Annotated in this window: 13 protein-coding genes, 1 tRNA gene and 3 pseudogenes; 9 read left to right on the top strand and 8 right to left on the bottom strand. The window is 70.7% G+C overall.

Annotation, left to right across the window (positions count from 1 at the left end; genetic code table 11):
- Positions 1-138: 138 nt before the first annotated feature.
- The 4 genes and pseudogenes from HK417_RS24875 to HK417_RS01920 form a co-directional block, all read right to left on the bottom strand.
- Positions 139-792: a hypothetical protein gene (locus HK417_RS24875; RefSeq protein ID WP_261325582.1), complete on the bottom strand. Its 654-nt coding sequence runs from the start codon at positions 790-792 to the stop codon at positions 139-141.
- A gap of 32 nt (positions 793-824) precedes the next feature.
- A pseudogene (locus tag HK417_RS26855) lies at positions 825-1436 on the bottom strand (transposase); the annotation flags it as partial.
- 841 nt (positions 1437-2277) lie between these two features.
- On the bottom strand, positions 2278-3852 hold the full coding sequence (locus tag HK417_RS01925) for a GmrSD restriction endonuclease domain-containing protein (RefSeq protein ID WP_222262692.1): 1575 nt from the start codon (positions 3850-3852) through the stop codon (positions 2278-2280).
- 456 nt (positions 3853-4308) lie between these two features.
- Positions 4309-7056, bottom strand: a complete 2748-nt coding sequence (locus tag HK417_RS01920) for an NACHT domain-containing protein (RefSeq protein ID WP_222262690.1) — start codon at positions 7054-7056, stop codon at positions 4309-4311.
- A gap of 1124 nt (positions 7057-8180) precedes the next feature.
- On the opposite strand from HK417_RS01920, the pseudogene mobF reads away from it, so the two are divergent.
- The 3 genes and pseudogenes from mobF (at position 8181) to HK417_RS01905 (ending at position 13453) form a co-directional block, all read left to right on the top strand.
- A pseudogene (gene mobF / locus HK417_RS01915) lies at positions 8181-11812 on the top strand (MobF family relaxase).
- Positions 11813-11977: 165 nt separating this feature from the next.
- A pseudogene (locus HK417_RS24870) lies at positions 11978-12193 on the top strand (helix-turn-helix transcriptional regulator); the annotation flags it as partial.
- Between the two features lie 153 nt (positions 12194-12346).
- Positions 12347-13453 carry a tyrosine-type recombinase/integrase gene (locus HK417_RS01905; protein WP_222262685.1) on the top strand — a complete coding sequence of 369 codons (1107 nt, stop codon included), beginning with the start codon at positions 12347-12349 and terminating at the stop codon, positions 13451-13453.
- 19 nt (positions 13454-13472) lie between these two features.
- Here the strand turns inward: HK417_RS01905 and HK417_RS01900 are convergent.
- Positions 13473-13548: transfer RNA gene (locus HK417_RS01900), tRNA-Arg, on the bottom strand.
- 198 nt (positions 13549-13746) lie between these two features.
- Here HK417_RS01900 and HK417_RS01895 point away from each other — a divergent pair.
- From HK417_RS01895 to HK417_RS01875, 5 genes are all read left to right on the top strand, one after another.
- Positions 13747-14067, top strand: a complete 321-nt coding sequence (locus tag HK417_RS01895) for a GNAT family N-acetyltransferase (RefSeq protein ID WP_222262683.1) — start codon at positions 13747-13749, stop codon at positions 14065-14067.
- Positions 14068-14105: 38 nt separating this feature from the next.
- Positions 14106-15464 (top strand): cryptochrome/photolyase family protein, encoded by a 1359-nt coding sequence (locus tag HK417_RS01890; protein ID WP_222262681.1) that lies wholly within the window; start codon positions 14106-14108, stop codon positions 15462-15464.
- A 46-nt stretch (positions 15465-15510) separates the two neighbouring features.
- Positions 15511-16320, top strand: a complete 810-nt coding sequence (locus HK417_RS01885) for an Fpg/Nei family DNA glycosylase (RefSeq protein ID WP_222262678.1) — start codon at positions 15511-15513, stop codon at positions 16318-16320.
- Positions 16321-16433: 113 nt separating this feature from the next.
- Positions 16434-17765: an NADP oxidoreductase gene (locus HK417_RS01880; RefSeq protein WP_308123318.1), complete on the top strand. Its 1332-nt coding sequence runs from the start codon at positions 16434-16436 to the stop codon at positions 17763-17765.
- A 51-nt stretch (positions 17766-17816) separates the two neighbouring features.
- Entirely contained in the window at positions 17817-18974 is a 1158-nt protein-coding gene (locus HK417_RS01875; RefSeq protein WP_308123317.1) for an aminotransferase-like domain-containing protein, read from the top strand.
- Between the two features lie 2 nt (positions 18975-18976).
- Here HK417_RS01875 and ppc read toward each other — a convergent pair whose 3' ends face one another.
- Positions 18977-21772: a phosphoenolpyruvate carboxylase gene (gene ppc / locus HK417_RS01870; RefSeq protein ID WP_222262674.1), complete on the bottom strand. Its 2796-nt coding sequence runs from the start codon at positions 21770-21772 to the stop codon at positions 18977-18979.
- A 55-nt stretch (positions 21773-21827) separates the two neighbouring features.
- Here ppc and HK417_RS01865 point away from each other — a divergent pair, with 55 nt between their 5' ends.
- A complete protein-coding gene (locus HK417_RS01865; protein WP_222262672.1) occupies positions 21828-22775 on the top strand; it encodes an SMP-30/gluconolactonase/LRE family protein in 948 nt (315 codons plus the stop codon).
- A gap of 76 nt (positions 22776-22851) precedes the next feature.
- Here HK417_RS01865 and HK417_RS01860 read toward each other — a convergent pair whose 3' ends face one another.
- Positions 22852-24093, bottom strand: coding sequence for an ABC transporter permease (locus HK417_RS01860; protein WP_222262670.1), 1242 nt, complete (start codon positions 24091-24093; stop codon positions 22852-22854).
- Complete coding sequence (locus HK417_RS01855) at positions 24090-24998, bottom strand: ABC transporter ATP-binding protein (RefSeq protein WP_222262668.1); 909 nt, start codon at positions 24996-24998, stop codon at positions 24090-24092. Before HK417_RS01855 ends, HK417_RS01860 begins: the two co-directional genes overlap by 4 nt.
- Positions 24999-25153: the final 155 nt, after the last annotated feature.

Here is a 25153-nt window from a genome sequence, read left to right as displayed (position 1 = left end):
TCGTTCCTGGTCGGAGGGCATCTGATCTTCGGGGCGCGCCGTCGCTCACCGCGTCAGGCGGTGCATCCGGGCTAAGGTGTAAGACAGTGATTTCCCGCACGGCGTGCCGTGAGGCCGGCAGCTTCGAGGCTGTGTCCCTTAGCCCGGATGCACCGAGTCGATTTGCGATAGCGCCGACGTGATCTTGCTTCGAGGCGTGGGGGCCGGCCGCGGGTTGCAGGCATGGCGGTGTTGCCGGTCTGCCGGCTTCTCCGAGGTCCGGTCGTCGGGGCGAGGGATCAGGCTGGTCGCGAAAGGGCGGTGATGGCTTTGATCGCGGTCTCGAACTCGGTGCGCCAGGGCCAGCGTTCGGGAGCTCGCAGGTGTCGTCGACGGGCGGACTGGACGAGTCGGGCGGGCATCGTGAACAGCGTCCGGCGCAGCGTGGCGGCGGTGGTCGGCCTCGACCTCGACCAGCGGCAGGTCCCGGTCGGTGACGAAGGCGTGGTAGTCCCAGGCGGTGAACAGCGCCAGCTGGGAGCCCGGCGTGGGCCGGACCCGGCGCACGACCAGCCGGACGGTCAGCGCCTGCTTGGTGCCCGCGAAGCAGGTGTAGGCGGTCTCGGCGACGTCGGCGCCGGAGACCTCGGGGCTGCTGAGCCAGTACGGGATGGGCGTCCAGGCGTCCTCGCCGATCGCGGCGATCGCAGCCCGGATCCGGCGGTTGTGCTTGACCGTGACGGAGAACCGCACGTCGAACTTCCTGGCGGTGAGCAGCACGGCCTGGCAGTAGAACCCCGAGTCCGCGCGCACCGTGAGCGGACGGTGGCCCCGGCGGCCCGGACCCGGCTGACCGTCTCGGTCAGGAACGACGTCACGCCGCGGGCGGCACCGGCGCTGCCGCCGCGCAGCCGGCCGAACAGGAGCTGCCCGGTCTGCGCGCGGGTGGCCAGCTGCGGGTGGTAGCCGCGGACCTTGGTGTAGCCGAACCCGGCGCCCTGCTTGCTGCGGCCGTAGACCGGGCAGATGGTGGAGTCGATGTCGATGGTCAGCGGCGCGCCCAGGTCGGCTGGGCCGCCGCCGGCGGCCCAGGTGCGGGCCAGCAGCTCCCGGCCGATCGCGTCGAGCTGGCGGACGTTGGACCACTTGAACGCCCGCAGCCAGGACCCGATCGTTGAGGGCGCCCGCACGCCGTCGAACACGCTCTCGGTCGCGCCGGTGCGCAGCACGTCCACGTCTCGGATCGAGTCACCGCCGGCCAGCATCGACCCCAGCACGGTCAGCGCCTTGACCCCGCTGGAATGGCCGTGCGCGGTCAGGGTCAGCCGGTCATCGATCAGCTGCTCGAGACCGAGGCGCTGCGCGAGCGCGGCCGCCGGCAGAAGCCCGGCCGAGGGCACGAGATTCGGCTCGTCGAACCTCACGCCCACCCGGGACAGATCGTGCGATGCTCGCATCCGTCAGATGCCCTCTCGACTCATGGAATTTGCGACCTCAGCAATCGCATCGTTGCTGGTCGGAGGGCATTTGATCTTTATGGCGCGCCGCTGATCACCACGTCAGGCGGTGCATCCGGGCTAAGTGGGCCGCTCACGGATAGGGACGGCCTCGGAGGCATCCCGAGACTCGCGAGAGTTGGGCCGGCGAGAGCTCGACGTGCAAGCACGAGGTCGCGCAGCCGCGGTGCGCGGCGCACGCGCCTGGCACGATGCCCGCATGGGCGAGTTGGACATCAGCGTCGAGACCCGCTACGAGAGCCTCTGCTCATACCTCGGTACGGGCGAAGCCATAGACGTCGACGGTTGGCGGCAGCTGCGAGACCTCCTAGGGAACCGCCGAGGGTCGCGCTTCGCCATCTGCGACAGAGGCGACCGACTCACGCCGAGGTGGGAGTTTCCCGGCCACGATGGGTGGGGCGACGGGACGGGCCAGAGCGTCGGGCAGGGTGCTCATCTTGAGAGTCACTCGCGGCGGCAAGTCGCGCCCGATCAGTTGGGCGCCGAGTCGAGTCGGCGCCTCGACGTGGCACCTCCACCGCAGGCCCCCGCGTCGCGGAGCAGATCCGGGCATCTGTGGCGCATGCGGCGCTCGGCTCATCCAACGACGGGCCGCCTTGTCCGCAGGCCGTCGCTGTCGGTTGGGCGTCGCAACGACCGCGCTTCCTCTGGGGGCGCGGTCGAGCAGACGTTGGTCGGCGCCCCGGCCGGGTTGTGGGCGCTGCTTCCTGGGGGCCGCTTGCCCGCTTCGTGTCCTGCTGCGAGCCGCGGCGAACGCCAGGTACCTCGGAGGAGTGCTGCTCTACGTCATCAGGCCATTAGCTTGGGCCGTCAACAGCGCGGCGCGCGCCTGCAAGAACGCTTGGAAGTCGTCGTCGAAAAGCTCCTTCTCCGGGCAGACTGCATGCTCAAGGATTTCGGTGATCTTGCCCGCCGGCATCTTCGCCCTATAGATACTTGGCGCGACTCCGCCGAGGATCTTGTTATCGGCGGCCGAGATCATCGCGAAGTTGGCGAGGACACTCGCCGATGCCGTATCCACACCGATTTTCCCGAGGAATGCCTGCGGCATTAGGTGGTGAAACTCGGACCGGTTATAGGCGGAGAGGACCGTAGCCAACGAGACCAACGACCCCGACACAAAGCTGAGCGGTTGCGCATTCACTAGGAGCAGTACAAACGTCTTGCTGTCGACCGCGGCGACAGAGAACTTCTTCTCGAGAAAGAAGTCCGCTTCTAGATTGACTGTCACGTCCGCGAGCGCCGATGGCTTACCGTCCTTGAGCTTGACGATCTCCTCGATGTCGCGCTTCAGGTTTCGGAGGACGCCCGCACTGAACCTGCGGGAGAAGAAGGATCGCCACAGCCATCGGAGGAGGACCCTCCGCTGCTCGTCGGAAAGCCTGATGGATTGACCGTCTTTGTGGGCAAAGAACACGGTCAGCGGGACGAGCACTGCCGGATACGGAAGGTTGCCGAGCTTCTCGACCTTCAGGTGCGTCCGCACGAAGTCGATCGCACCTTGGATCCCATTCTCAATCTCGTCAAAGCGGTCGCGCACCTCGGTGCCGCTCATGTTCATCAGGGTGTTGGGAGCCGCATCCTTCGCGACGACCGCCGCGCAGCAGCGCAGGAGGAGATTCGAGTCGTCCCCTACCTCGCCGAAGCCAAAGGGGGCGAGGATCGCGGCCAGCTCCGCGAAGCGAGTTTGCAGGTCGAACTCGTCGCTCCAAGTCCACGCTGACAGTAGTTGAAGGACGTCGAGCTCCACGCCCAGACGGTTCACGCGCTCGAAGACGATCGCTACCTTGCCGCGGTTGTCCGTGACGATGTCCTGGGTCGGGATCTTGGCTTCCTTGAAGACGGCCTGCACGGAATCGATGGCTTCGGCTTGCTCGTCCGTGAACCCCTTTGTCGCCTTTCGATACGCCGTTGTATCGAAGAACGTGTTGACCGGGAAGTGACGCGCTGGGTCAACGTCCTCGTTCTCGAGCGCTAGGAACTGGCTCTCCTGTAGATCCTGCTCGGCCTTAAGGTCGAAGTAGATTCGCGGCCACATCTCATCGTCCTCGGGCTCCAACTCCGTCTGAAACGTACCGAAGATCGAAGTGAGCCGCTGCTGACCATCTAGCACATAGCTGATAGGGAAATCGGCCGTAGGCTCGGGAAGAGAGAACGGACCAAGCCGGCGCTCGGAGGTTAGCTGTTCCTTTGTCTGCCAAAGAATCGCAGACCCGAACGGGTACCCCTTGTAGATGGAATCCATCAGGAACGCGATCCGGTCGTGGTCCCAGACGAATCCTCGCTGGAACGCCGGAACCCTGATTTGGCCCTGCTGGACCTGCTCAATGAGGGATCGAATGGAGATCTCGCCCACCTGTACTCCCAGCTTTTGAGAACGCGAACTCGGACGCTACACGAGGGAGGGCCGAAGATCGCCGAGGGCTCGTGTCGGTGCTGGCCGACCGCGCCGCCCACCCCGCATGGAGGGCCGACCCCGGCGGCGTCGCGGCGGCCGCTCGGCGCGACACGCGCCGCGGGCGGTCGTGTGCCCGGACCGAACGCGGTGGCCAGCGCCCCGCCCGGCATCCCTGGATCCTGCCGTCGCCTCATTCCGGCCGGAAGGCAGTGGGGTCTCCGATCGCCCACGTACGAGTTCCGTACAAGGAACCGGCTATGGCGACGTGCACCCGGTTTCGGCGGCCGCAGCCGGTGTTCTGCGAGGGATCCCTGTTCGGTGATGTCGGCTGAGGCCTCTCCACCGGTCCCTGCGCGGGCTCTACGGACAGTCGCATCACCCTAAGGCTTCGTTCGAAGCCTCGGCGACAATCACTCACGGCTGGCGACGCATTCCATCATGCTCCACGGCGACTCCCTCGGGGGTCCGTTGAAGAGACTCGGGACTGTGCTGCGGCAACAACCAATCTTGGAGTTCCAGATGCCGGAACTGGTAAGCCGAGCCGCTTAGTCGCAACAATCCTGCCAATTTGGCCCAGCGCAAGAACGCTCCGAGCTGAAGTGGCAATTGACGTCGCGCGGACGCAAAGACGACTCCGATTACGTATCGAAACCAAGCGCGCCTCCCGAACAGCCCAAACGCCAATCCTGTGGCAAGGGCGAACGCCGCAGCGCCTCGCGTCCCGACGAAGGGGATTCCGAATATGTCGCCGAGGCCGGAAATCAAGAATAGGAACAGCAGTGCCGATAGGGTGGCCGCCGTCCAGCTTGCGTTGACCAGATCATCCCGCAACGCGGCGTGCGGCGATCGCTCGATACGCCCATCCGGAACCGGATCTCGCAGGACGAGCGCGAGCAGCACGGCCGCTAGAAGCGCACCTAAGGAGGCCCGGGGGAACGCCAACAGTAGTCCGAACAGGTCTTCGAACGGGCCGTAAGTCCAGATCCTGAGCATGCCGCCGAGGCCTACTCCAAGACCCGTTATAACGCCAATCAGGGCACCATCTCCAGCCGAACGTCGGTAAGCGGCTGAGACACCTGCGGCGAGTCCCGCAGCGACACCCCAGGAGATAAGAGCTCTCGTACTCAGGCCCACGCCAAAGGTATCTCCCGTGACTAGGGAGATCGTCTCGACATCAAGGTCGTTCAGCACAAAGCTTAGCCATGTAGCCGAAGCGACAAAGGCCCCCACGCCAAGTGCGGTCAGTGCCGCTCTGTGCGCCTGCAAGTCCAGTCGCGCGTTGATGGCCAGAGCGAGCGGGGTGATGCAATGAATGGCAGCCAACACGACTATTACCGTCAGAGCCATCATCGCGAGACCATATAGAAAGGCATCGGCCGCACCACCCAGGGCTACGCTGAGAGTGAAAGGACTCCACAGCAGCACGGATGAGATTACGACCACGGAAACAATCAGTCCGCTCCTTGCGGGCCACCGCTGCCGAAGATAAACTCCCACCGTCACAACGGAAAGGACAAAAATTGCTTCGACGAGCCAATACCCGCTGTATGTCCGAGGTGACAGTCGTAGCGAATAACCCAGTAGGGCTACGGCCGCCCCGGTGACCGCATAGGGCAAGGCTTGCGTCACGCGAGCGGATAGGCGACCGCCCACCCTCATCTTTGATACGGGGGGCGAAGGCGAGGCGGCGGCCAACGTGCCGGCCAAAAAGGGGGCCCCTAGTAGGCCTAGCGCCGGAACTACCTCCTGAAAGATTCGAGAGGCCAGCCCGATCTCTGCCGTGAAAAAGTGACGAGCGGATTCAAGCCATACAGTCGGCGGACCAATGCCATCGAGCGCCAGGGCTAAACAGCCCAACGCCATTATGCTACCCGCGAAGACTCCGTGGGCGAAGCGGGCTTGCGGCACCGATGCGAAGAGTTGATAAGGTACGATCGAGACTGCCGCGGGCGCATGTCCTTGTGTGCGCGCCTGTAGTTGCAGGCGACGCGCTAATTCTCGCAGGTACGCCGTGGTTTGCGCGACACTGTATCGGGGAGGTTTTGCGTTTGGCAGTTTCTCCGCCAGTATTGTTGTCGCTTCGATAAAGGACGCGATCAGTTCGTCCTCGGCGCGCTGGGCAGTGAGCGCTACGGTCTCCGTAGGCTTAACGTCGAACAACTGTGCAGGGGACCGCCCCGAGCGCACCAAGGTGATCGCGAGGGTCAGACGCCATGGCGTCGCGAGGACGGCCCAGACTGGTCCTCCTCGAACCCCTTCGACGGTATCGAGAACGGGTTTCCAGGAGGCGACCTTTGTAGCGTCGCCTGCGAATACCCTCTCGATATAGTCACGGATCTGCGCCGGCGCCAAGGGGAGTATCCGAAATTGTCTAGCCGGTTGCAGGGTCTCGCCTAGTTGAGCTAGTGAGCGATATCTCGCCTCGCGGCATGTAAGGATCACTCCTGCCGGGCGTCCTGCGTCGGTATATTCGTGGTTGAGCCACTCTATTAGCGAGAGAGCCCGAGTTGGGCGAGCAAGAGATTCATCAGGGTCCATCTCGTCCAGCCCGTCAAGGATCGGCTGTATCCGCCTGTCCTCCACGAGGTCCTTGGCTCGTTGCAATGGCAATCCGTAGTCCTGGGCGATCTGGCTAGCGAACCACTCATCGGGGCTCATGTCCGAATTCCAGTTAGCCAAGCTCAACCTGACGGGAACCCGTTGCTCAGGACTACGATCGGATAGTCGCCTAAGTATCAACTTGGACACGGTGACCGTCTTGCCTGAGCCAGCCTGTCCAAGTATAACGACCCGGTCGTCGGCGTCGAGTTCATCGGCGAGCCAATCAAAGTTCTTGGGCTCCGCATCTGGCTCCGACATGTCCAAGAGCATGCCAGCTAACTCACCTGTCTGAGTTGGGTCGGCGTCGTCGAAGTGCAATGCGGCCGCATGGCTTGTTCCTATGAGGGCTCGCAAATATTGGTCCTCGGAGAGTTTTGCCCGCTTCGCGAGTTCGGACTCCCAATCCTGGACGGATCGGAGCTGTTGTTGCATGGCCCGTGCACTGGCAATGACAGCGCTTCCAACGGCCAAAAGGAATCCGAGGACCTGCGATTGGTTGGCAATCTGTTGCAAGGCTGCTGTGTCGGCACTAAAGGCACGGAGCGTCGCGCCGGCCAGCAAACAAAGGACTCCTACAACGAAGGCCCAGATCAGTCTATGCATACGGATGTTGCGCCGCCATCGCGTGGACGCCTGCAATCTCTTGACCGTGTTCAGCGCATGCCGCGGGTTGCGTCGCTCAACGAGGTGTGGCGTCGTCGATCGACAGCGACTGGTGGTCGGACTAGGTCATCGGAAGGGTCAGAGCAGCAGTAGTGTTCCCCGACGGCCGGATGCACGAGGCCAGTGTGGCACAGGGCCCCAGGGCTGTGGGGCATTGCAGTTGCGGGACCCCGAGTTGCGGATCCTTGTTTGTGCGCATCCGATCGACTCGCAAAGGCCAGTGTGGAGCCGATCACGTAGCAGGCTGGGCTTGCGGATGATTGGTGTGGGGGCGAGTGTTATCTGCGGACACGCGATCTCGGCACGCTCGCGGTATACGAGGATGCGGTTCCGCAAAGCTTGTGGTCGGAGCGAGGCCATTTGCATCAATCGCCCGGCACCCCAGAGGGTTACTGTCTCCTGGCGGCAGTGCCATCTCCTGTCGTGCTAATAGTGGCTGGCGGGATGTTGGGCTGGACAGGTTTGTGTGTGAGAGTTGCGCGTTCCGAGGTCGTCGAGGTGGCCCTGAGATAGGGGGCACTGGCTCCAGCGACGACGCGCAGCCCTGTCCCGCATGGCGAACCCCAACCGGGAACACCGCAGGACTGAGCACGTGCCCTCGACTACCGTCCCGTAGGGCCCGCCCGATGAAGCTTTCCGCAAGGGTGGGGCAACAGGGACACCTCTACGGCAGGATTGCGTTGTCCGGCCGCCCGATCGGCGCCCACGCCTCCGTGTCGCAGGAGGCTGCTGTCTAACGAGAAGCGGGGCATCACGGAGCTGGTCGTCAGCAGCACGAGCACCAGGCAGAGAAGTCACTCTGCATTGAACTCGACAATTGCCATAGACGATCAACGGCATGACATCCGCGACGCCTCCCTCACCGGGAGATACACCACTTCCGTGCCGTTCTCTAGCCTTCATTAAGAACGGCACGCATGCTACCAATGATGGTAGTCCGGGCCTCGCTTCGCGGGGCCCATCGCCGTTTCTGGGGGTGGCGCGTTGGTCATTGTTGGGTGGCGTTGAAATTGCACGGTGGGATGAAGGTCTACGCTGGTCCGCCGGCCGCTGCCCGGCAGTACCTGGAGGCCGACCGCGGCCGGGCCGACGACTACTACTTGGCCGAGGGAACCGGCGTCGCCCGCCGCTTCGTGGCCCGCGACGGTCGCGTGGCGGAGCTCGCGTGGTTGACCGGCGAGGTCTACGAGACTTGGGTCGTCGGCCGAGACCCCGACACTGGCGAGCCGAGGGGTCGGCTGCGCACCGACGAACGCGCAGTGCGGTTCGTCGAGGTAGTGGTGAACGGCCCGAAGTCCTGGTCGTTGGCTGCCGCATTGCACCCCGACGTCGCCGCCGCCTACGACGCGGCCCAGGACCGCGCCGCCACCCAGATCATCGGCTGGCTGGCCCAGCACGCGACCACCCGCGTCGGGCCGCGCGGCGGGCAGGTGCAGGTGCCCATCGAGGTGCTGGATGCGGTGACCGTGCGGCACCACACCTCCCGCGCCGGCGACCCACACCGGCACCTGCACCTGCAGCTCAACGCACGCGTGCTCGCCGCCGAAAAATGGCGCGGACTGCACACTGTCGGCGTCCGCGATTCTCTTGCGGGGATCAACGGCATTGGGCACGCCGCGGTGGCCTGCGACCCGCAGTTCCGGGCCGCGCTCGCCGCCCACGGCTATACGTTGGATGCGAGTGGAGAGATACTGGAGCTCGCCGACTATGTCGGTCCATTCAGCGCGCGGGCAGCGCAGATCGGGCGCAATTTGGACCGTTACGAACGCGAATGGACGATGGCACACTCCAGCGAACAGCCCGGCCCCGCGCTGAGGCGGGCCTGGGACGCCCGGGCGTGGGCCGACGGCCACCCGGACAAGGTCACCCCGCAGCCTGGCGCCGACCTCACCGGGCGGTGGAGGCGCGAGCTGGCCGGGCGGTGGAGGCGCGAGCTGGCCGCCCTCGGCTACCGCGACCCGGATCAACCGGTCGAGCTGATGCCCGCCCCGGTCGGCGCGATGGATCGTGACCGCGCGGTGGAACAGTTGCTCGTCCGGCTGGCCGCGGGCCGTTCGGCGTGGAACGCCGCCGACCTCCGTGGCGAAGCCGAACGACTCATCGCCGGGTCGGGGATCGTGGCCGAGGCCGCTGTCCGCGGGGAGCTGGCCGAGGACCTCACCGACCGCGCCCTGGCCCGCTGCGTCCCCTTGCTGGAGCGCGAGGGGATCCCCGAGCACATCCGGACGTGGACCTCTCCGGCGGTGCTCGACGCCGAGGCCGATCTGGCCGCCCGGCTCGCCGCCCGCGGCACCCACCAAGGCCCCGCCGCGGACCTGCCGGCCGGGCTGCAAGGGCTGGATGTCGGGCAGGCCACCATTGCAGCGGCGCTGGCGGGGGAGCGGCCGCTGGTCGTGGTGGAGGGCGCGGCCGGCGCCGGCAAGACCACCACCCTCGCCGCGACCCGTCACCTCCTTGCTCTACAGGGGCGTGGGTTGCTGGTTGTGACTCCGACGCTGAAGGCTGCCCGGGTCGCCTCCACGGAGGTCGGCGCGGCCGCCGCGTCGGCCGCATGGCTGGCCTTCCAGCACGGCTGGCGCTGGGCCGACGGCGCCTGGACCCGGCTCACCGTCGGGCAAGCCGATCCGGCCACCGGCGCGCCTTACGCCGGGCCAGAGGTTGCCGCGGCGCTGCGGCCGGCGGATCTGCTGGTCGTCGACGAGGCCGGCATGCTCGACCAGGACACCGCCCGGGCACTGCTCACCATCGCCGACGAGGCCCAGGCCCGAGTCGCACTGGTCGGTGACCGCCACCAGCTCGCGGCGGTCGGCCGCGGCGGCGTGCTCGACCTCGCCGTCCGCGCCGCCGAGCCGGCCGCCTGCCTGACCTTGGACGCGGTGCACCGCTTCACCCGCACCAACGCAGCCGGCCGCACGTGCCCGACACCGAGTACGCCGAGCTGACCCTGGCCATGCGCCGCGGTGACGACCCGAGGGCGGTGTTCGACGCGCTACACGCCTGCGGCCAGATCCGGATCCACTCCGATCCCGCCGCCCGGCTCGAGGCGCTGACCGCGCTCGCCACCGCCTCCTCTCCCGGCGGGGGAGCGGTGGCCGTGGTGGTCGACACCCGTGAGCAGGCTGCCGAGCTGGGCGCTGCCATCCGGGAACGGCTGATCGCCAGCGGTCGGGTCGATGACGGCCGGGTGGTCACTACCCGGGCCGGACAGCGGATCGGCGCCGGCGATCGGATCGCCACCCGCCGCAACGACCGGACCCTGGGTGTGGCGAATCGCGATACCTGGGCCGTCACCGCGGTCGACCCGCGCGGAAGTCTTGCCGTCATCCCCACGGGCCTCGCCCCTGGTGACGTCACCCCGGGCGGTGTCACCCCGTTCGGGTCGGCGAAACGGGTGCTGCCCGCGGACTACGTCGCCGAGCACGTCGAGCTGGCGTACGCGTCCACTGTGCACGGCGTGCAGGGCGACACCGTCGCCGCGTCCCATCTAGTGGTCGGCGAGCACACCGGCGCGGCGGCCGCCTACGTGGGCATGACCCGCGGCCGCACCGCCAACACCGCCCACCTCGTCGCTGCGGACCTCGCCGATGCCCGGCAGCAGTGGATCGCGGTGTTCGCCCGCGACCGGGCCGACCTCGGCGCCGTTCACGCCGCCGGGCTCGCCGCCCTCGAGGCCGCCTGCTACGCCCAGCCCCGACCGCTGGACCAGGTGCTCACCGAGCTGCACGCGGCCTGGACGGCCGAGCAGCGCTGCCAGGACCAGCTGGAGGTCCTGCAGCGGCGCCGCGAGGTGCTGCGCTCGATCGCCGCGGTCGACGCCGACCACGCCCACCAGATGGCCGCGCTGCAGGACCGGCAGCGGCAGACGGCGATCGCCGCGCAGCAGGCCACGCAGCGAGCCCAGGCCATCGGCGCGCTGGTCACCGCCGAGGCCGACCGCCTCCGCGACACGCTGCTCGACCGGTGGGCCGCGCAGCGGGACCCCGCCCGCCAGGCCGCCCAGGTCGTCCTCGCCGGCCCGGGCCGGCTCGGGCTGCGCCACGGCGCGGTCCACCGGGCGGAGGACCAGCTGGTCGACTGGGCGGACCGCTGGCGGCCGTACCTGCCGACACTGCCCACCGAGGCCCGACAGCTCGCCGCCGTCGCCTCCTCGGCCGATGACGCGCCGCGGCTGCAGGCCGCGGTAGGCGAGCTCGCCTACCGCCGGACTGAAGCGGCCCATCCCGAGCGCGCCCGGCTGTGCGCGGCGGCCGATGCCGCCCAGGCAGCGCACGACCGCGTGTCCCGTGCCCTGGACCAGGCTCGCCGCCGGCAGGAGGACCGGCTCACCCGCCTCACTGCGCACGGCCAACCTTTGGACCCGGCTGTGGAGCTGGCAGGCGTCCACGGTGACGTCACCGACGCCGAGGGCGAGTTGACCGCCGCCCGCACGCGCATCGCCGAGCTGACGGCCGACCCGGCAATGGTCGCCCAACCACCCGACCGGCTCGCCCAGGAGCGCAACGCCTGGCGCCTCCACCGCGACGCCGATCGGGCTACCCGTCGAGCGCTGGCTCCCGCGGCGTCCTCGTCGCGACCAACCCGCAGCGTCCGACCGCCGGAGCCGGCCCTCCACCGGACGCCGTCACCCGGCGCCCGTCGCGGCATCGGGCGTTGACCTCGGGCGCTGTCAGCCTCGGGGCCTCGAGCACCTGGGCTCGCGTGCTGGAGGAAAACCGGAGAACGACCGGAGACGTTGGCTGTGGGCTGTCACCGATGGCCGCGAAATGACGCCTTCTGCAGGTGGACTCCCGCCCACACCCGTCGAGCCCCGGAGACAGCCATGCCCAACCAGATCCCCGACCGTGATCACACCGCCGAGCCCGCGTCCGAGCTGCTCACCATCGCCGAAGCAGCCCAGCTGCTGCGCGCCCCCGTCGCCACCCTGCGGTACTGGCGCCATCTGGGCACCGGCCCGCACAGCTTCCGCCTCGGCCGCCGCGTCCTCTACCGCCGTGACGACCTGCACGCCTGGATCGATGCGCGGCGCGATCAGGGCACGGCTGAGCGGAGTCCGGCTCCAGAGGCGCAGGCCAACGTCGGTGGCGAGCCGCGGACTCTCGTGCCACGTCCTCGACCGCGCAAGGCTGGGCGAGTTTCTGCGGGGACCGAGGCGTCCTACCGGCGTGCGACCAGACCAGAGGGGTGAGCGATGGCATACAAGCGTGGGGACAAGTGGGTTGGCTTCTATCGCGACGCCGCCGGCAAGCAGCACACGAACGGGAACTTCCACCGCAAGCGGGATGCTGACCTGTGGGAGCAGGAGCAGAAGTCGGCGATCAGGAACGACACCTGGGTCGACCCGGGTCGGTCGAAGATGACGGTGGGGCAGTGGTCCGAGACCTGGATGGCCGGCCGAGTTCACCTCAAGCCCAAGACGTTGTCGTCCTACCGGTCACTGCTGGCCACCCGTGTGCTCCCGACCTGGAACACGGTCCCGCTGACCAAGATCGGGCATTCCGACGTCGTCGCCTGGGTGGCCGCGATGCGCGCGGAACTGTCGGCGTCCAGGACCCGGCAGGCCTACCACCTGCTGTCCTCGATGCTGGACGACGCGGTGAAGGACAACCGGCTGGCGCGGAACCCGGCCACCGGTGTCGGCCTGCCCCGCCTGCCGAGGTCCGATCGCCGCTACCTCACCCACCAGCAGCTCGCCGACCTCGCCGACGGCTGCGGCCCGCATCGCCTGATGGTCCTGGTGGCCGGTTACACCGGTCTGCGTTGGGGAGAGCTGACCGGCCTGCGCGCGCGCCGCGTGCAGCCGCTCAGAGGGCGCATCGACGTGGTCGAGGCGGTCACCGAGGTCGACGGAGAGATGGTCTTCGGTACGCCGAAGACACATCAGCACCGGTCGGTGGTGGTGCCCCGCTTCCTTCGGGAGGACCTCGGCCGCCAGCTCACCGGGAAGGCGCCGACCGACCTGGTCTTCGCCTCCCGGGCCGGCACCCCGCTGCGGGTCCAGAACTTCCGCCGCGACTGGTTCGACCGGGCGGCCGATGACGCCGGCCTCTCGGGCCTCACTCCGCACGAGCTCCGGCACACCGCCGCATCCCTCGCGATCGCCTCCGGCGCGTCGGTGAAGGGGGTGCAGTCGATGCTGGGCCACGCCTCGGCGCAGATGACGCTGGACCGGTACGGCCACCTGTTTCCCGACGAGCTGGACGCGGTCGCCGACCGCTTGGATGCCGCTCGTGCTGACCAGGTGCTGACCGAACCCCGGACTGACGCCCCTGTGGCCCGCATCCGGCGCGCGGACTAGCCGCTGACCAGCACCTTTGTGGTGCCCCCGGCAGGATTCGAACCTGCGGCACACGGTTTAGGAAACCGATGCTCTATCCCCTGAGCTACGGGGGCTCGTGGCGGGCGAGTGGCGCCCGCCGACCGGGGTGTGCAGGCACGAGGCTAGCGGTCCTCGGCTGCACCTCGGGAACATCCCCGCCGGGTGACGCGTCGGTAGGGGTGGGGGCAGTTTCGATCCAAGACCGTTACGTTGTCCGAGCACGCAACGAGCCCCCGGCAACGGTGCCGGAGGCACGGGAGGGTGGAGAGCAGATGGACATCACGGTGGTGGACGTCCCGGAACGCGGTCGGTTCGAGATCCGCGACGGTGACCGCGTGCTCGGGCTGGCCAGCTACCACGTGGACGGCGGCGCCATGACGCTCCCGCACACCGAGATCGACCCGGCGATGGGGGGCCAGGGCCTCGGCACCCGGCTCGTCCGTGACGTCCTCTCCGCCGCGCGCGAGCGCCATCTGCACGTGCTGCCCTACTGCTCCTTCATCCGCAAGTACCTGCACGACCACCCGGAGGAGCTCGACCTGGTGGCCGAGGACGACCGCGCCACCTTCGGGCTGGCGACCGCGCAGAGCTGATCCTGCGAGGTCCGTCCGCGCTGCCTAGGGTCGGCCGGGTGCCGACCGCGCTGCTCTGGTTCCGCCGCGACCTGCGCCTGGCCGACCATCCCGCGCTCCTCGCGGCCGTCGACGCCGCGGGCCCGGACGGCACCGTGCTGCCCGTCTTCGTGTTCGACGACCGGCTCTGGGGGCCGTCGGGCGCGCCGCGCCGCCGGTTCCTGCTCGACTGCCTGGCCGTCCTGGGCGCCGAGACCGGCGGCGTGCTGGTGCTCCGGCACGGCGACCCGGCGCGCGTCGTCCCGGAGCTCGCCGCCGAGGTCGGCGCCCGGAGCGTGCACGTCACCGCCGACGCCGGCCCCTACGGACGGCGCCGCGACGCCGCGGTGGAGCGGGCGCTGGACGACGTCCCGCTGGTGCGGACCAGCTCCCCGTACGCCGTCGCCCCGGGCCGGGTGACCAAGCGCGACGGCACCCCGTTCCAGGTGTTCTCGCCGTTCGCCCGCGCCTGGCGGGAGCACGGCTGGCACTCCCCCGCCGAGCGCCCGGACGACGTCCGCTGGCTGACCGGCGTCCGCTCCGACGACCCCCCGCCCGCGCCCGACCTGGACGGCGTCCGACTGCCGCCCGCCGGTGAGGAGGCTGCGCACGAGGCGTGGGCCCGTTTCCGCGACGTGCGGCTGTCCGGCTACGCCGAGGGCCGCAACACCCCCGGCACCGACGGCACGAGCCGGATGTCGGCCTACCTGAAGTACGGCTGCCTGCACCCGCGCACCCTCCTGGCCGACCTGGCCCGGGACGAATCCGAGGCCGCCCGCCGGTACACCGACGAGCTGGCCTGGCGCGACTTCTACGCCGACGTGCTGTGGCACCGGCCCGACTCCGCCCGCGAGTACCTCAAGCCCGAGCTGCAGGCCATGGGCTACGACTCCGGCCCGGACGTCGAGGAGCTGGTGCGCGCCTGGGAGACCGGCCGCACCGGCTTCCCGATCGTCGACGCCGGGATGCGGCAGCTGATGGGCGAGGCCTACGTGCACAACCGGGTGCGCATGATCGTGGCCTCGTTCCTGGTCAAGGACCTGCACCAGGAGTGGACCCGCGGCGCCCGGTACTTCATGCGGCACCTGGTCGACGGGGACCTGGCCAGCAACAACCACGGCTGGCAGTGGGTCGCCGGCACCGGCACCGATGCGTCGCCCTACTACCGGGTCTTCAACCCGGTCACCCAGGGCAAGAAGTTCGACCCGGACGGCACCTACGTGAAGCGCTGGGTGCCGGAGCTGCGCGACCTCGACCCGCGGTACGTGCACGAGCCGTGGACGGCGCCCACCGGCGTCCCGGCCGGCTACCCGCAGCCGATCGTCGACCACGCCCACGAACGGCAGGTCGCCCTCGACCGGTACAACCGCGTGCGCTGACCGCCGCCGCGGGTGAAGCTGGGCAGCATGACGCAGCGAGCCGCCCGTGCCTGAGGGGCACACCCTGTTCCGGCTGGCCAGGGAGCAGGAGGAGCTGTTCGCCGGCCGGCCGGTGCACGTCACGAGCCCGCAGGGGCGCTTCGCGGCGGGCGCCGCGCTGCTCGACGGACGGGTGCTCGACGAGGTCAGCTCCTACGGCAAGCACCTGTTCGCCCGGTTCGGCGGCGACAGCCTGCACGTGCACCTCGGCCTGTACGGGAAGTACACGACCGGCACCGGCACGCCGCCCGAGCCGCGGGGCGCGCTGCGGATGCGCTGGGAGGGCCCGGGCCCGGACGGCGACGGCGTGTGGACCGACCTGCGCGGCGCGACAGTCTGCGAGGTCCTCACCGAGCACGAGGTCGGCAGCGTCCTGGCCCGGCTCGGCCCCGACCCGCTGCGCCGCCGCGCCGATCCGGGCAGGGCGTTCACCCGGATCAGCCACAGCCGCACCCCGATCGGCGCGCTGCTGATGGACCAGGAGGTGCTGGCCGGCGTCGGCAACGTCTACCGCGCGGAGATCCTCTTCCGGCACCAGGTGAACCCGTTCCGGCTGGGCAAGGACGTCGACGCCGACTGCTGGGCCGCGATGTGGGCCGACCTGGTCAAGCTGATGCGGGCCGGCGTGCGCGAGGGGCGGATCGTCACCACCGAGCGCCCCCACCGGCGGCGCAAACGGGGTCCGGCCGAGCTCGCCGACGCCCACTACGTGTACCGGCGCACCGGCCTGCCCTGCCGGCTCTGCGGCACCGAGGTGCGCACCCAGGAGATGGTCGGCCGCAACCTCTACTGGTGCCCGGTCTGCCAGGCGGTGTGAGCGCCGGGCCGACCGGACGCGGTCGAACCTGGCGCGCGGCCCCCGGGTGGACCACGATGCCAGTCGTGGCGGAACCCGGTCCGACGGAATCCAGACCGCTCCGGGTCGCCGTGGTGGGCGCCGGACCGGCGGGCATCTACGCCGCGGAGGCGCTGGCCGGGCAGGACGCGGTCCCGATCGCGGTCGACCTGGTCGACCGGCTGCCCGCTCCGTTCGGCCTGGTCCGGTACGGCATCGCCCCGGACCACCTGAAGATGCGGGCGCTGCGCGAGACGCTGCGCCACACGCTCGCCCACGACCGCGTGCGCTTCGTGGGCAACGTCGAGATCGGCCGAGACATCGAGCTCGACGAGCTGCGCCGCTCGGTGGACGCCGTCGTCTACACCTACGGCGCCGCCGGCGACCGGCGGCTGGGCATCCCCGGCGAGGAGCTGCCCGGCAGCATGGCCGCCACCGAGCTCGTCGCCTGGTACTGCGGGCACCCCGACGCCGACCGGGCCGGGGTGGAGGAGGCGGTCACCCGGGCACGGGACGTCGTCGTGGTCGGCGTCGGCAACGTCGCGCTGGACGTCGCCCGGGTGCTGGCCCGCTCCCCCGCCGAGCTCGAGGCCACCGACATGCCCCAGCACGTGCTGGACGCCCTCGCCGCCGCGCCCGTCGAGCGGGTGACGATCCTGGGCCGCCGCGGGCCGGCCCAGGCCACGTTCACCACGCAGGAGCTGAAGGAGCTGGGGCACCTGGCCGCGGCGACCGTGCTCGTCGACCCCGCCGACCTGGCCACCGACCCGGCGACCGAGGCGCTCGCGGCCGAGGACCGGCACGTCGCCCGCAACATCGCGGTGCTGCACGAGTTCGCCGGGCACACCGCCGAGCCCGGCCGCGCCACCGTCCGGCTGCGCTTCCACGCCCGCCCGGTGCGGCTGCTGGGCACCGACCGGGTCACCGGCGTCGAGGTGGAGCGGACGACGGTCGACGAGAACGGCCGGGCGGTGGGCACCGGCGCGCTCGACGTGCTGCCCGCCGACCTCGTGGTGCGCTCGGTGGGGTACCGCGGGCACCCGCTGCCCGGGCTGCCGATGGACGGGGGCACCGTGCCGCACGACGCCGGCCGGGTGCTGCGCGACGGCGCGGTGAGCAGGGGCGAGTACGTCGCCGGGTGGATCAAGCGCGGGCCGACCGGCGTCGTCGGCACCAACAAGCACGACGCGCGGGAGACCGTCGCGTCGCTGCTGGCCGACGTCGCCTCCGGCGCTCTCCGCCCCGGCGCCCGCGACGGCGACTGGGTCGACCGCCTCGAGCACCCGGTGCTGCTGCCCGACTGGCAGGCGATCGACGCCGCGGAGATCGCGCTCGGCGCGACCCACGGCCGGGCCCGCACCACCATCCACGAGCGCGAGGCACTGCTCGCCGCCGTCCGCAGCGCGGCTGCGGCGCACGGCGGCTGACGCCCGTGGCTGCCGGTCCCCGGTGACACCCGGTACGGCAGACTCGTCCGGGTGAGCGGTCCCACCACCGAGCAGACCCCCGAGACCGACCCGGCTCCGAAGCCGGCGGTCACGACCATCTCCTTCGCCCGCGGCGCCCCCTCCACGGACATCGTCGACGTGCAGGGCCTCAAGGAGGCCGCCGTCGCCGCGTTCGACGCCGACCCCGCCGGGATGACCGGCTACGGGACGGCGATCGGCTACGTGCCGCTGCGCCGGTGGATCGCCGCGCAGCACGGCGTGCCCGAGGACCACGTGCTGGTCACCAACGGCTCGATGCAGGCCGACGCCTTCCTCTTCGACGAGCTGGTCACCCCCGGCAGCGCGGTCGTCACCGAGCGGCCCACCTACGACCGCACGCTGCTCGGGCTGCGGAACCGCGGCGCCGACGTCCACCTGGTCACGCTGCAGGAGGACGGGATCGACGTCGACGAGGTGGAGGCCCTGCTGCGCAGCGGCGTCCGGCCGGTGCTGGCGCACGTGATCCCGAACTTCCAGAACCCGGCGGGCTACACGCTGTCGCTGGACAAGCGGCACCGGCTGCTCGAGCTCGCCCGCGAGTTCGGCTTCGTCCTGTTCGAGGACGACCCGTACGTCGACATCCGGTTCAGCGGCGAGCCGCTGCCGCGGATGCTGGAGCTCGACGGCGGCGCCGACAGCACGACGGTCGTCTACGCCTGCTCCTTCTCCAAGACCATCTGCCCGGGCATCCGGGTCGGCTACCTGGTCGGGCCACCGGCGCTGATCGACCGGATCCGGGTGCGGGCCACCAACACCTACATCGCGCCGAACATGGTCGCCCAGGGCACCGTGCACCAGTTCGTCACCGGCCCCCGGTTCGCCGGCGCGCTGGAGACGGTGAAGTCGGCACTGGCCGAGCGGGTGGGCCTGCTCGACCGGGCGCTGCGCGAGCACCTGCCGCAGGCGACGTTCCGGCGTCCCGACGGCGGCTACTTCCTGTGGGTGACGCTGCCCGCCGACGAGGGCCACGACGTCCGGCGGATCACGAAGGAGGCCGCCGCCCGCGGGGTGGCGATCGTGCCGGGCACCGACTTCCTGCTGGAGGGCGGGGAGAACGCCTTCCGGCTCGCCTACTCCGCCGTCCAGCCCGGCGACGTCGACGAGGGCGTGCGCCGGCTGGCTGCCGCCATCGACGCCGCCCGTGCTTGAGGTCAGCCGCTGTTGCGGAGGGCGGTGGCGATCCCGTTGATGGACAGCTGGATGCAGAGGCGCACCAGCTCGTCGTCGTCCCCGGCCCGGCGGCGGCGCAGCATCTCGACCTGGATGTGGTGCAGCGGCTCCAGGTAGGGGAACCGGTTGTGGATCGACCGGTCCAGCGACGGGTTGTCGGCGAGCAGGTGGTCGTCGCCGGTGACCGCCAGCAGCATCCGCACCGTGCGCTCGTGCTCGGCCGTGATCTGCCCGAAGACCTGCTCGCGCAGTTCGACGTCGGGCACCAGGGCGGCGTACTCCGCGGCGAGGCCGAGGTCGGTCTTGGCCAGCACCATGCCCATGTTCGACAGCACCGTGCGGAAGAACGGCCACCGCTCGTGCAGGTCCTGCAGCCGGGCCAGCCGGGCAGGGTCGCCGTCCACCCACGACTCCATCGCCGAGCCGGTGCCGTACCAGCCGGGCAGCATGATCCGGGTCTGGGACCAGCTGAACACCCATGGGATGGCCCGCAGGTCGCTGATCCGGTCCCCGGCCTTGCGGGACGGCGGGCGGCTGCCGATGTTGAGCTCCGCCAGCTCGCGGATCGGGGTCGCCGCGCGGAACCAGTCCACGAAGCCCGGGGTCTCGTGCACCAGCGCGCTGTACGCCTGCCGCGCCCGGGCGGCGAGGTCGTCGACGAGGGCGTAGACGTCCTCCGCCTCGGTGCCCAGCCCCTCGGTGTCCAGCAGCGTCGCCTCCAGCGTCGCGGCGACCAGCGCCTCCAGGTTGCGGCGGGCGAGGTCCGGCGTGGAGTACTTGGCCGCGATCACCTCACCCTGCTCGGTGATCCGCAGCTGGCCGGCCACCGAGCCCGGCGGCTGGGCCTTGACCGCCTCGTAACTGGGGCCGCCACCGCGGCCGACCGTGCCGCCGCGGCCGTGGAACAACCGCAGCCGGACACCGGCGGCCCGCGCCACGTCCACGAGGGCCAGCTCCGCCCGGTAGATGGCCCAGTTCGCGGCCAGGTAGCCGCCGTCCTTGTTGCTGTCGGAGTAGCCGAGCATGACCTCCTGCTGATCGCCGCGGTTGGCGACCAGCGCCCGGTACAGCGGATGGGTGAGCATCGACTGCAGCGTTCGGCCGGCGGCCTGCAGGTCGTCGATCGTCTCGAACAGCGGTGAGATCCCCACCGAGCCGCGCGGGCCCGCCTCACCCCCGGGCTGGAGCAGGCCGACCTCCTTGAGCAGGACGGCGACCTCCAGCACGTCGCTGACCGACTCGCACATGCTGATCACGTAGTTCGGGATCACCCGCGGCCCCAGCAGCGCGACCTGCTCGGCCGCGGTGACCAGCAGGTCGAGCTCGCCGCGGGCCAGCTCGGACAACTCGGCGTCCGGCCGCACCAGCGGCCGGCGCAGCCGCAGCTCGCCGGCGAGCAGCTCGACCCGCTGCTCCTCGTCCAGCGCGGCGTAGTCCGGGCACACGCCCGCCCAGGCCAGCAGCTCACCGAGCACCTCCTCGTGGACGGCGGAGTTCTGCCGCATGTCCAGGCCGCAGAGGTGGAAGCCGAAGACCTCGACCGCGTCGCGCAGCCGGGCCAGCCGGTCATCGGCGAGCGCCCCGGCACCGTGGCTGCGCAGCGACGCGTCGACCATCGCGAGGTCGGCGAGCAGCTCCTCCGGCGTCCCGTACGGCAGGAGGACCGCGTCCGGCGCGGGCCCCGGCACCGAGCCGACCACCCGCTGCGCGGTGGCGGCCAGCCGCCGGTAGACGCCGCGCAGCGCCCGCCGGTAGGGCTCGTCCGCGCGGAACGGGGAGTCGTCCTGCGCGGCCTCGGCCAGCACGTACAGCTCGGGCGTCGGGGTGATCAGCCGGTCGGACATGGACAGCTCGTCGGCCAGGCACACCAGCTCGGCGAGGTGGTGGGCCACCGCCGTCTCGGCCTGCCGGGTCGTGGCGCGGCGGACGGCGTCGGCGGTGACGGACGGGTTGCCGTCGCGGTCCCCGCCGATCCACGAGCCGGGCTGGAGCATCGGGGTGGGCAGCAGGTCGGCGTCCGGCCACCGATCCCGCAAGGCCCGCCGCAGCTCGGTGTTGATCGCCGGGACGACGTCGAACAGGGACAGCTCGTAGTAGCGCAGCGCCTCGTCGATCTCGTCGGCCAGCCGCAGTCGGCTCAGCCGAAGCAGTGCCGTCTGCGAGAGGGTGAGCACCTCGCGCCGCAGGTGCGCCGCCCAGGCCGGGTCGTCCCCCTGCGGGTCGCGGGCCCGCATCAGCTCGCTGACCTGCCGCTGCACGGTGGAGATGGTGCGCCGCCGGGTCTCGGTCGGGTGGGCGGTGACGACCGGGACGACGAGCGCCCCGGCCAGCTCGCGGGCGACGACGCCACCGTCCAGCCCCGCGGCGTCCAGCAGGGAGAGCGACGCGGCCAGGCTGCCCGGCTGCGGTGGGGACCCCTCCCGGCGGTGGTGCCGCCGACGACGCTCGTGGTGCACGTCCTCGGCGATGTTGGCCAGCAGCGAGAAGTGGCTGAACGCCCGCAGGATGTGGTTGGCGCTGCGCGTGTCCAGCCCGGCCAACCGGTCCGCCAGGAGGGCACGGTCGCCCGCGGAACGGTGGACCTGGAAGGCCTCGACGCGGGTCGCCTCCACCAGGTCGAGCACCTGCGGGCCGGCCTGCGCCGCGATCACCTCGCCCAGCACCCGGCCGAGCAGCCGGATGTCCTCGCGCAGCGGGGCGTCGTCGAGGCGGTGGTCGGGCTCCTCCCGCCTGCCGGGCACGCGGAGGTCAGCGACGTCGACAGTGGACTCGGACACGAAGGGAGTATCCGGCGGGGGTGTGACGGCCGGGTGTCGAGGGGAATATGACCCCGTGCTGAGACTCCAGGCGACCGCCGCCGACCCCGCCCCGGCCGAGCACGGCGAGGGGCCGGTCTGGGACGGCGCCGAGCTCCTCTGGGTGGACATCACCGCGGGCCTGGTTCGGCGCGGCAGCGTGTCGGCGGACGGCGCCGTGACCGAGCGGGCCGCGCACCGGGGCGGGGACACGGTGGGCGTCGTGGTCACGGCCGCCGCGGGCGGCTGGCTGCTCGGTGCCGGCGCCGGCTTCACGCACCTCACCGCCGACGGCGAGGCGCGCGTGCTGGTGGAACTGGCCGGGGAGGGTGGCTCGGCCGAGACCGGGGGCACCCGGATGAACGACGGCGCCTGCGACCGGGCCGGCCGGTTCTACGCCGGGACGATGGCCTTCGACGAGCGGCCCGGCGCCGGCGCCCTCTACCGGTTGGACACCGACGGGACGGTCGGCACCGTGCTCGACGGGCTCACCGTCTCCAACGGCCTGGACTGGTCACCCGACGACCGCACGGTCTACCTGTCCGACTCCGGCGACGCGGTGGTGTGGGCGTTCGACTACGACCTGGCGACCGGGGAGTTCGGGCCGCGCCAGGAGTTCCTGCGGGTCGACGGCTCGGACGGCGTGCCGGACGGGCTCACCGTCGACGACGAGGGCTGCGTCTGGACCGCGATGTGGGGCGGAGGCGCGGTGCGCCGCTGGTCGCCGGACGGCGAGCTGCTCGCGGTGGTCGACGTCCCGGCGGAGAACACGAGCAGCTGCTGCTTCGCCGGCCCGGGCCGGGACGTGCTCGTCGTCTCCACCTCCCGGCAGGGGCTGGACGACGCGGCGCGGGGGGCGCAGCCCGACGCCGGCCGGCTGTTCACCGCGCGGCCGGGGGTGGCGGGGCCGGTGGCGTTCCCCTACCGCGGCCCGGTCACCGACGTCCACCAGGTCCGGACGCTCGGGACCCCCGGGGCCGGCTGACGCCGGTCCCGGGGGTCCCTGGCCCCGTCCCGAGGCTCGCCCCGAGCCTGCGAGGGGTGAGGAGGACGGGGCCCTCCTAGCGCTCGGCGCGCAGTGCCTCGCGGTAGGAGACCTTGCCACCGGTGCGCAGCAGCGCCCCGGAGTAGACCCGGCCGCCGATCCGGATGACCACGGCGATCGCCAGCAGCATCAGCACCAGCGCCACGCCGACCTCCCACCAGGCGGCCTCCCCGGCGGCCTGCCGCACGGGCATCACCATCGGCGAGACGCCGGGGATGAGCGAGGTGACCCGGGCCAGCGTCCCGCCCGGGCTCAGCGCGGCCTGGATGCCGATGAGGAACCCGACCACCAGCAGCATGGACGCCGGGGTGATCACGCTGCCCAGGTCCTCCTGCCGGCTGACCAGCGACGCCGCCGCGGCGAACACCGACGCGTAGAAGGCGTAGCCGAGGACGAACCAGGCGATGACGGTGACCACCGGGCCGATGACGTCACCGGGCAGCTCGACCACGTCGAACGCCAGCGCGCCGACCACGCCGATCACCGCGATCGCGAGGATCTGCGCCAGCCCGAGCAGGCCCAGCCCGATCACCTTGCCGGCGAGCAGGTGCCAGGGCCGCATGGTGGACAGCAGCAGCTCGACGACCCGGCTGGACTTCTCCTCGACCACGCCCTGCGCCACGAACTGACCGAACAGGATGATCAGGCTGTAGAGGACGATGACGCCGACCACCGCGACGACGGTGGCCTGCACCCGGTCCTCGGGGTCCGGGTCGAGCGTCACCAGCTGCACCTGCGGTCCGGGCTGCAGCTGCACCCCGGCGTCACTGAGCTGCTGCGCGGTCGACAGCGAGGTCAGCGCCCCCTGCACGAGCGACTGCGCGCCCGCCGCCTCGGTCTCCAGCAGCAGCTGGGGCTGCGCACCGGAGGGGTCGATGAGGGCGCCGTCGACGTCCTCGTCCTCCACGGCGGCCCGCGCGGCGGCCTCGTCGTCGAAGGGCACCACGGTGACGTCGGTGCCGAACGCCTCGCCCTGCGCGATCAGCGCCTGCTCGACGGCGGCGTCGCCGCCGACGACGGCGATGTCGGTCTCGTCGCCGCCGCTGTTCATGGTGACCTGGAACACGAGCATGCCCAGGATCAGCACGACGAGGACGGCAGAGCCGATCAGGAAGCCCTTGTCCCGGACCCGCGTGGAGATCTCCCGCCCGGCCACCAGGCGCACCAGGGCGCCCGACGAAGGGGGCCTGGTCGTCTCCGCCGTCCGCACCGCGTCCTCCGTCGTGGCCGTGCTCTGCGGGGTCTGGATCGTGGTCATGCCGCCACCGCCGACGGGGTCGAGACGGCGTCGCGGAACAGCTCGACGAGGGTCGGTTCCCGCCAGGCGAAGTGGGTGACCCGGCCGGTGGCCAGCGCGGCGGCGAGCACCTGCTGGTCGTCGGCGCCGAAGCCGAGCTCCAACACGGTGTCGCCCCGCTGGTAGGAGACCACCCGGACGCCGGGCAGCAGGTCCGCCCAACCGTCGGAGGCGTCGGGGACGACGACCCGCAGCTGCCGGCCGGCGGCCGAGGACCGCAGCTCGGTCACCGTGCCGCTGGCCACGATTGAGCCGCGGGCGAGGATCCCGACCGCGTCGCACAGCCGCTCCACCAGGTCCAGCTGGTGGCTGGAGAAGACGACCGGGACGCCGCGGCGGCACTGCTCGAGCAGCGCCGCGGCCAGCGAGTCGACCCCGACCGGGTCGAGGCCGGAGAACGGCTCGTCGAGGATCAGGACGTCGGGCTCGCTGACCAGTGCGGCGGCCAGCTGGACGCGCTGCTGGTTGCCCAAGGACAGCCTCTCCACCGCGTCGTTGCGACGCTCGCCGAGACCGAGGCGCTCGGCCCAGGTGGCGGCGGCCCGGGTGGCGGCCGCGCCGCCCATCCCGTGCAGGCGGGCGAAGTAGGCCAGCTGCTCGCCGACCTTCATCTTCGGGTAGAGGCCGCGCTCCTCCGGCATGTAGCCGATCCGGCGGCGGACGTCGTCGTCGACCGGCCGGCCCTGCCAGCGCACCTCGCCGGCATCGGGACGGGCCAGGCCCATCGCGATGCGCATGGTGGTGGTCTTGCCCGCACCGTTGGACCCGCAGAAGCCGAACATCTGCCCGGGCGCGACGGTGAAGCTGACCCCCTTGAGCACCTGGTTGTCTCCGTAGGCCTTGTGCAGACCGTCGAACTCGAGCACTGCCCCTCCGCCGGGTCGTGGTTCACTTTCCGTTGCGGAAAGAGTGGCTTATGACTTTCCATCTCGTCAAGAGACTTGGGTGCGCGTGTCGTCACCCGCTGCCCATCGAACCCGACGGAATGACGTCCCGGCTGCGGACCGGCCGCCGATCCGAT

Origin of the sequence: Modestobacter marinus, from assembly GCF_019799945.1 — a bacterium.
GTDB lineage: Bacteria > Actinomycetota > Actinomycetes > Mycobacteriales > Geodermatophilaceae > Modestobacter > Modestobacter marinus_B.
The sequence above is the reverse complement of the archived record's forward strand: the minus strand, read 5'-3'. Positions and strand labels throughout refer to the sequence as shown.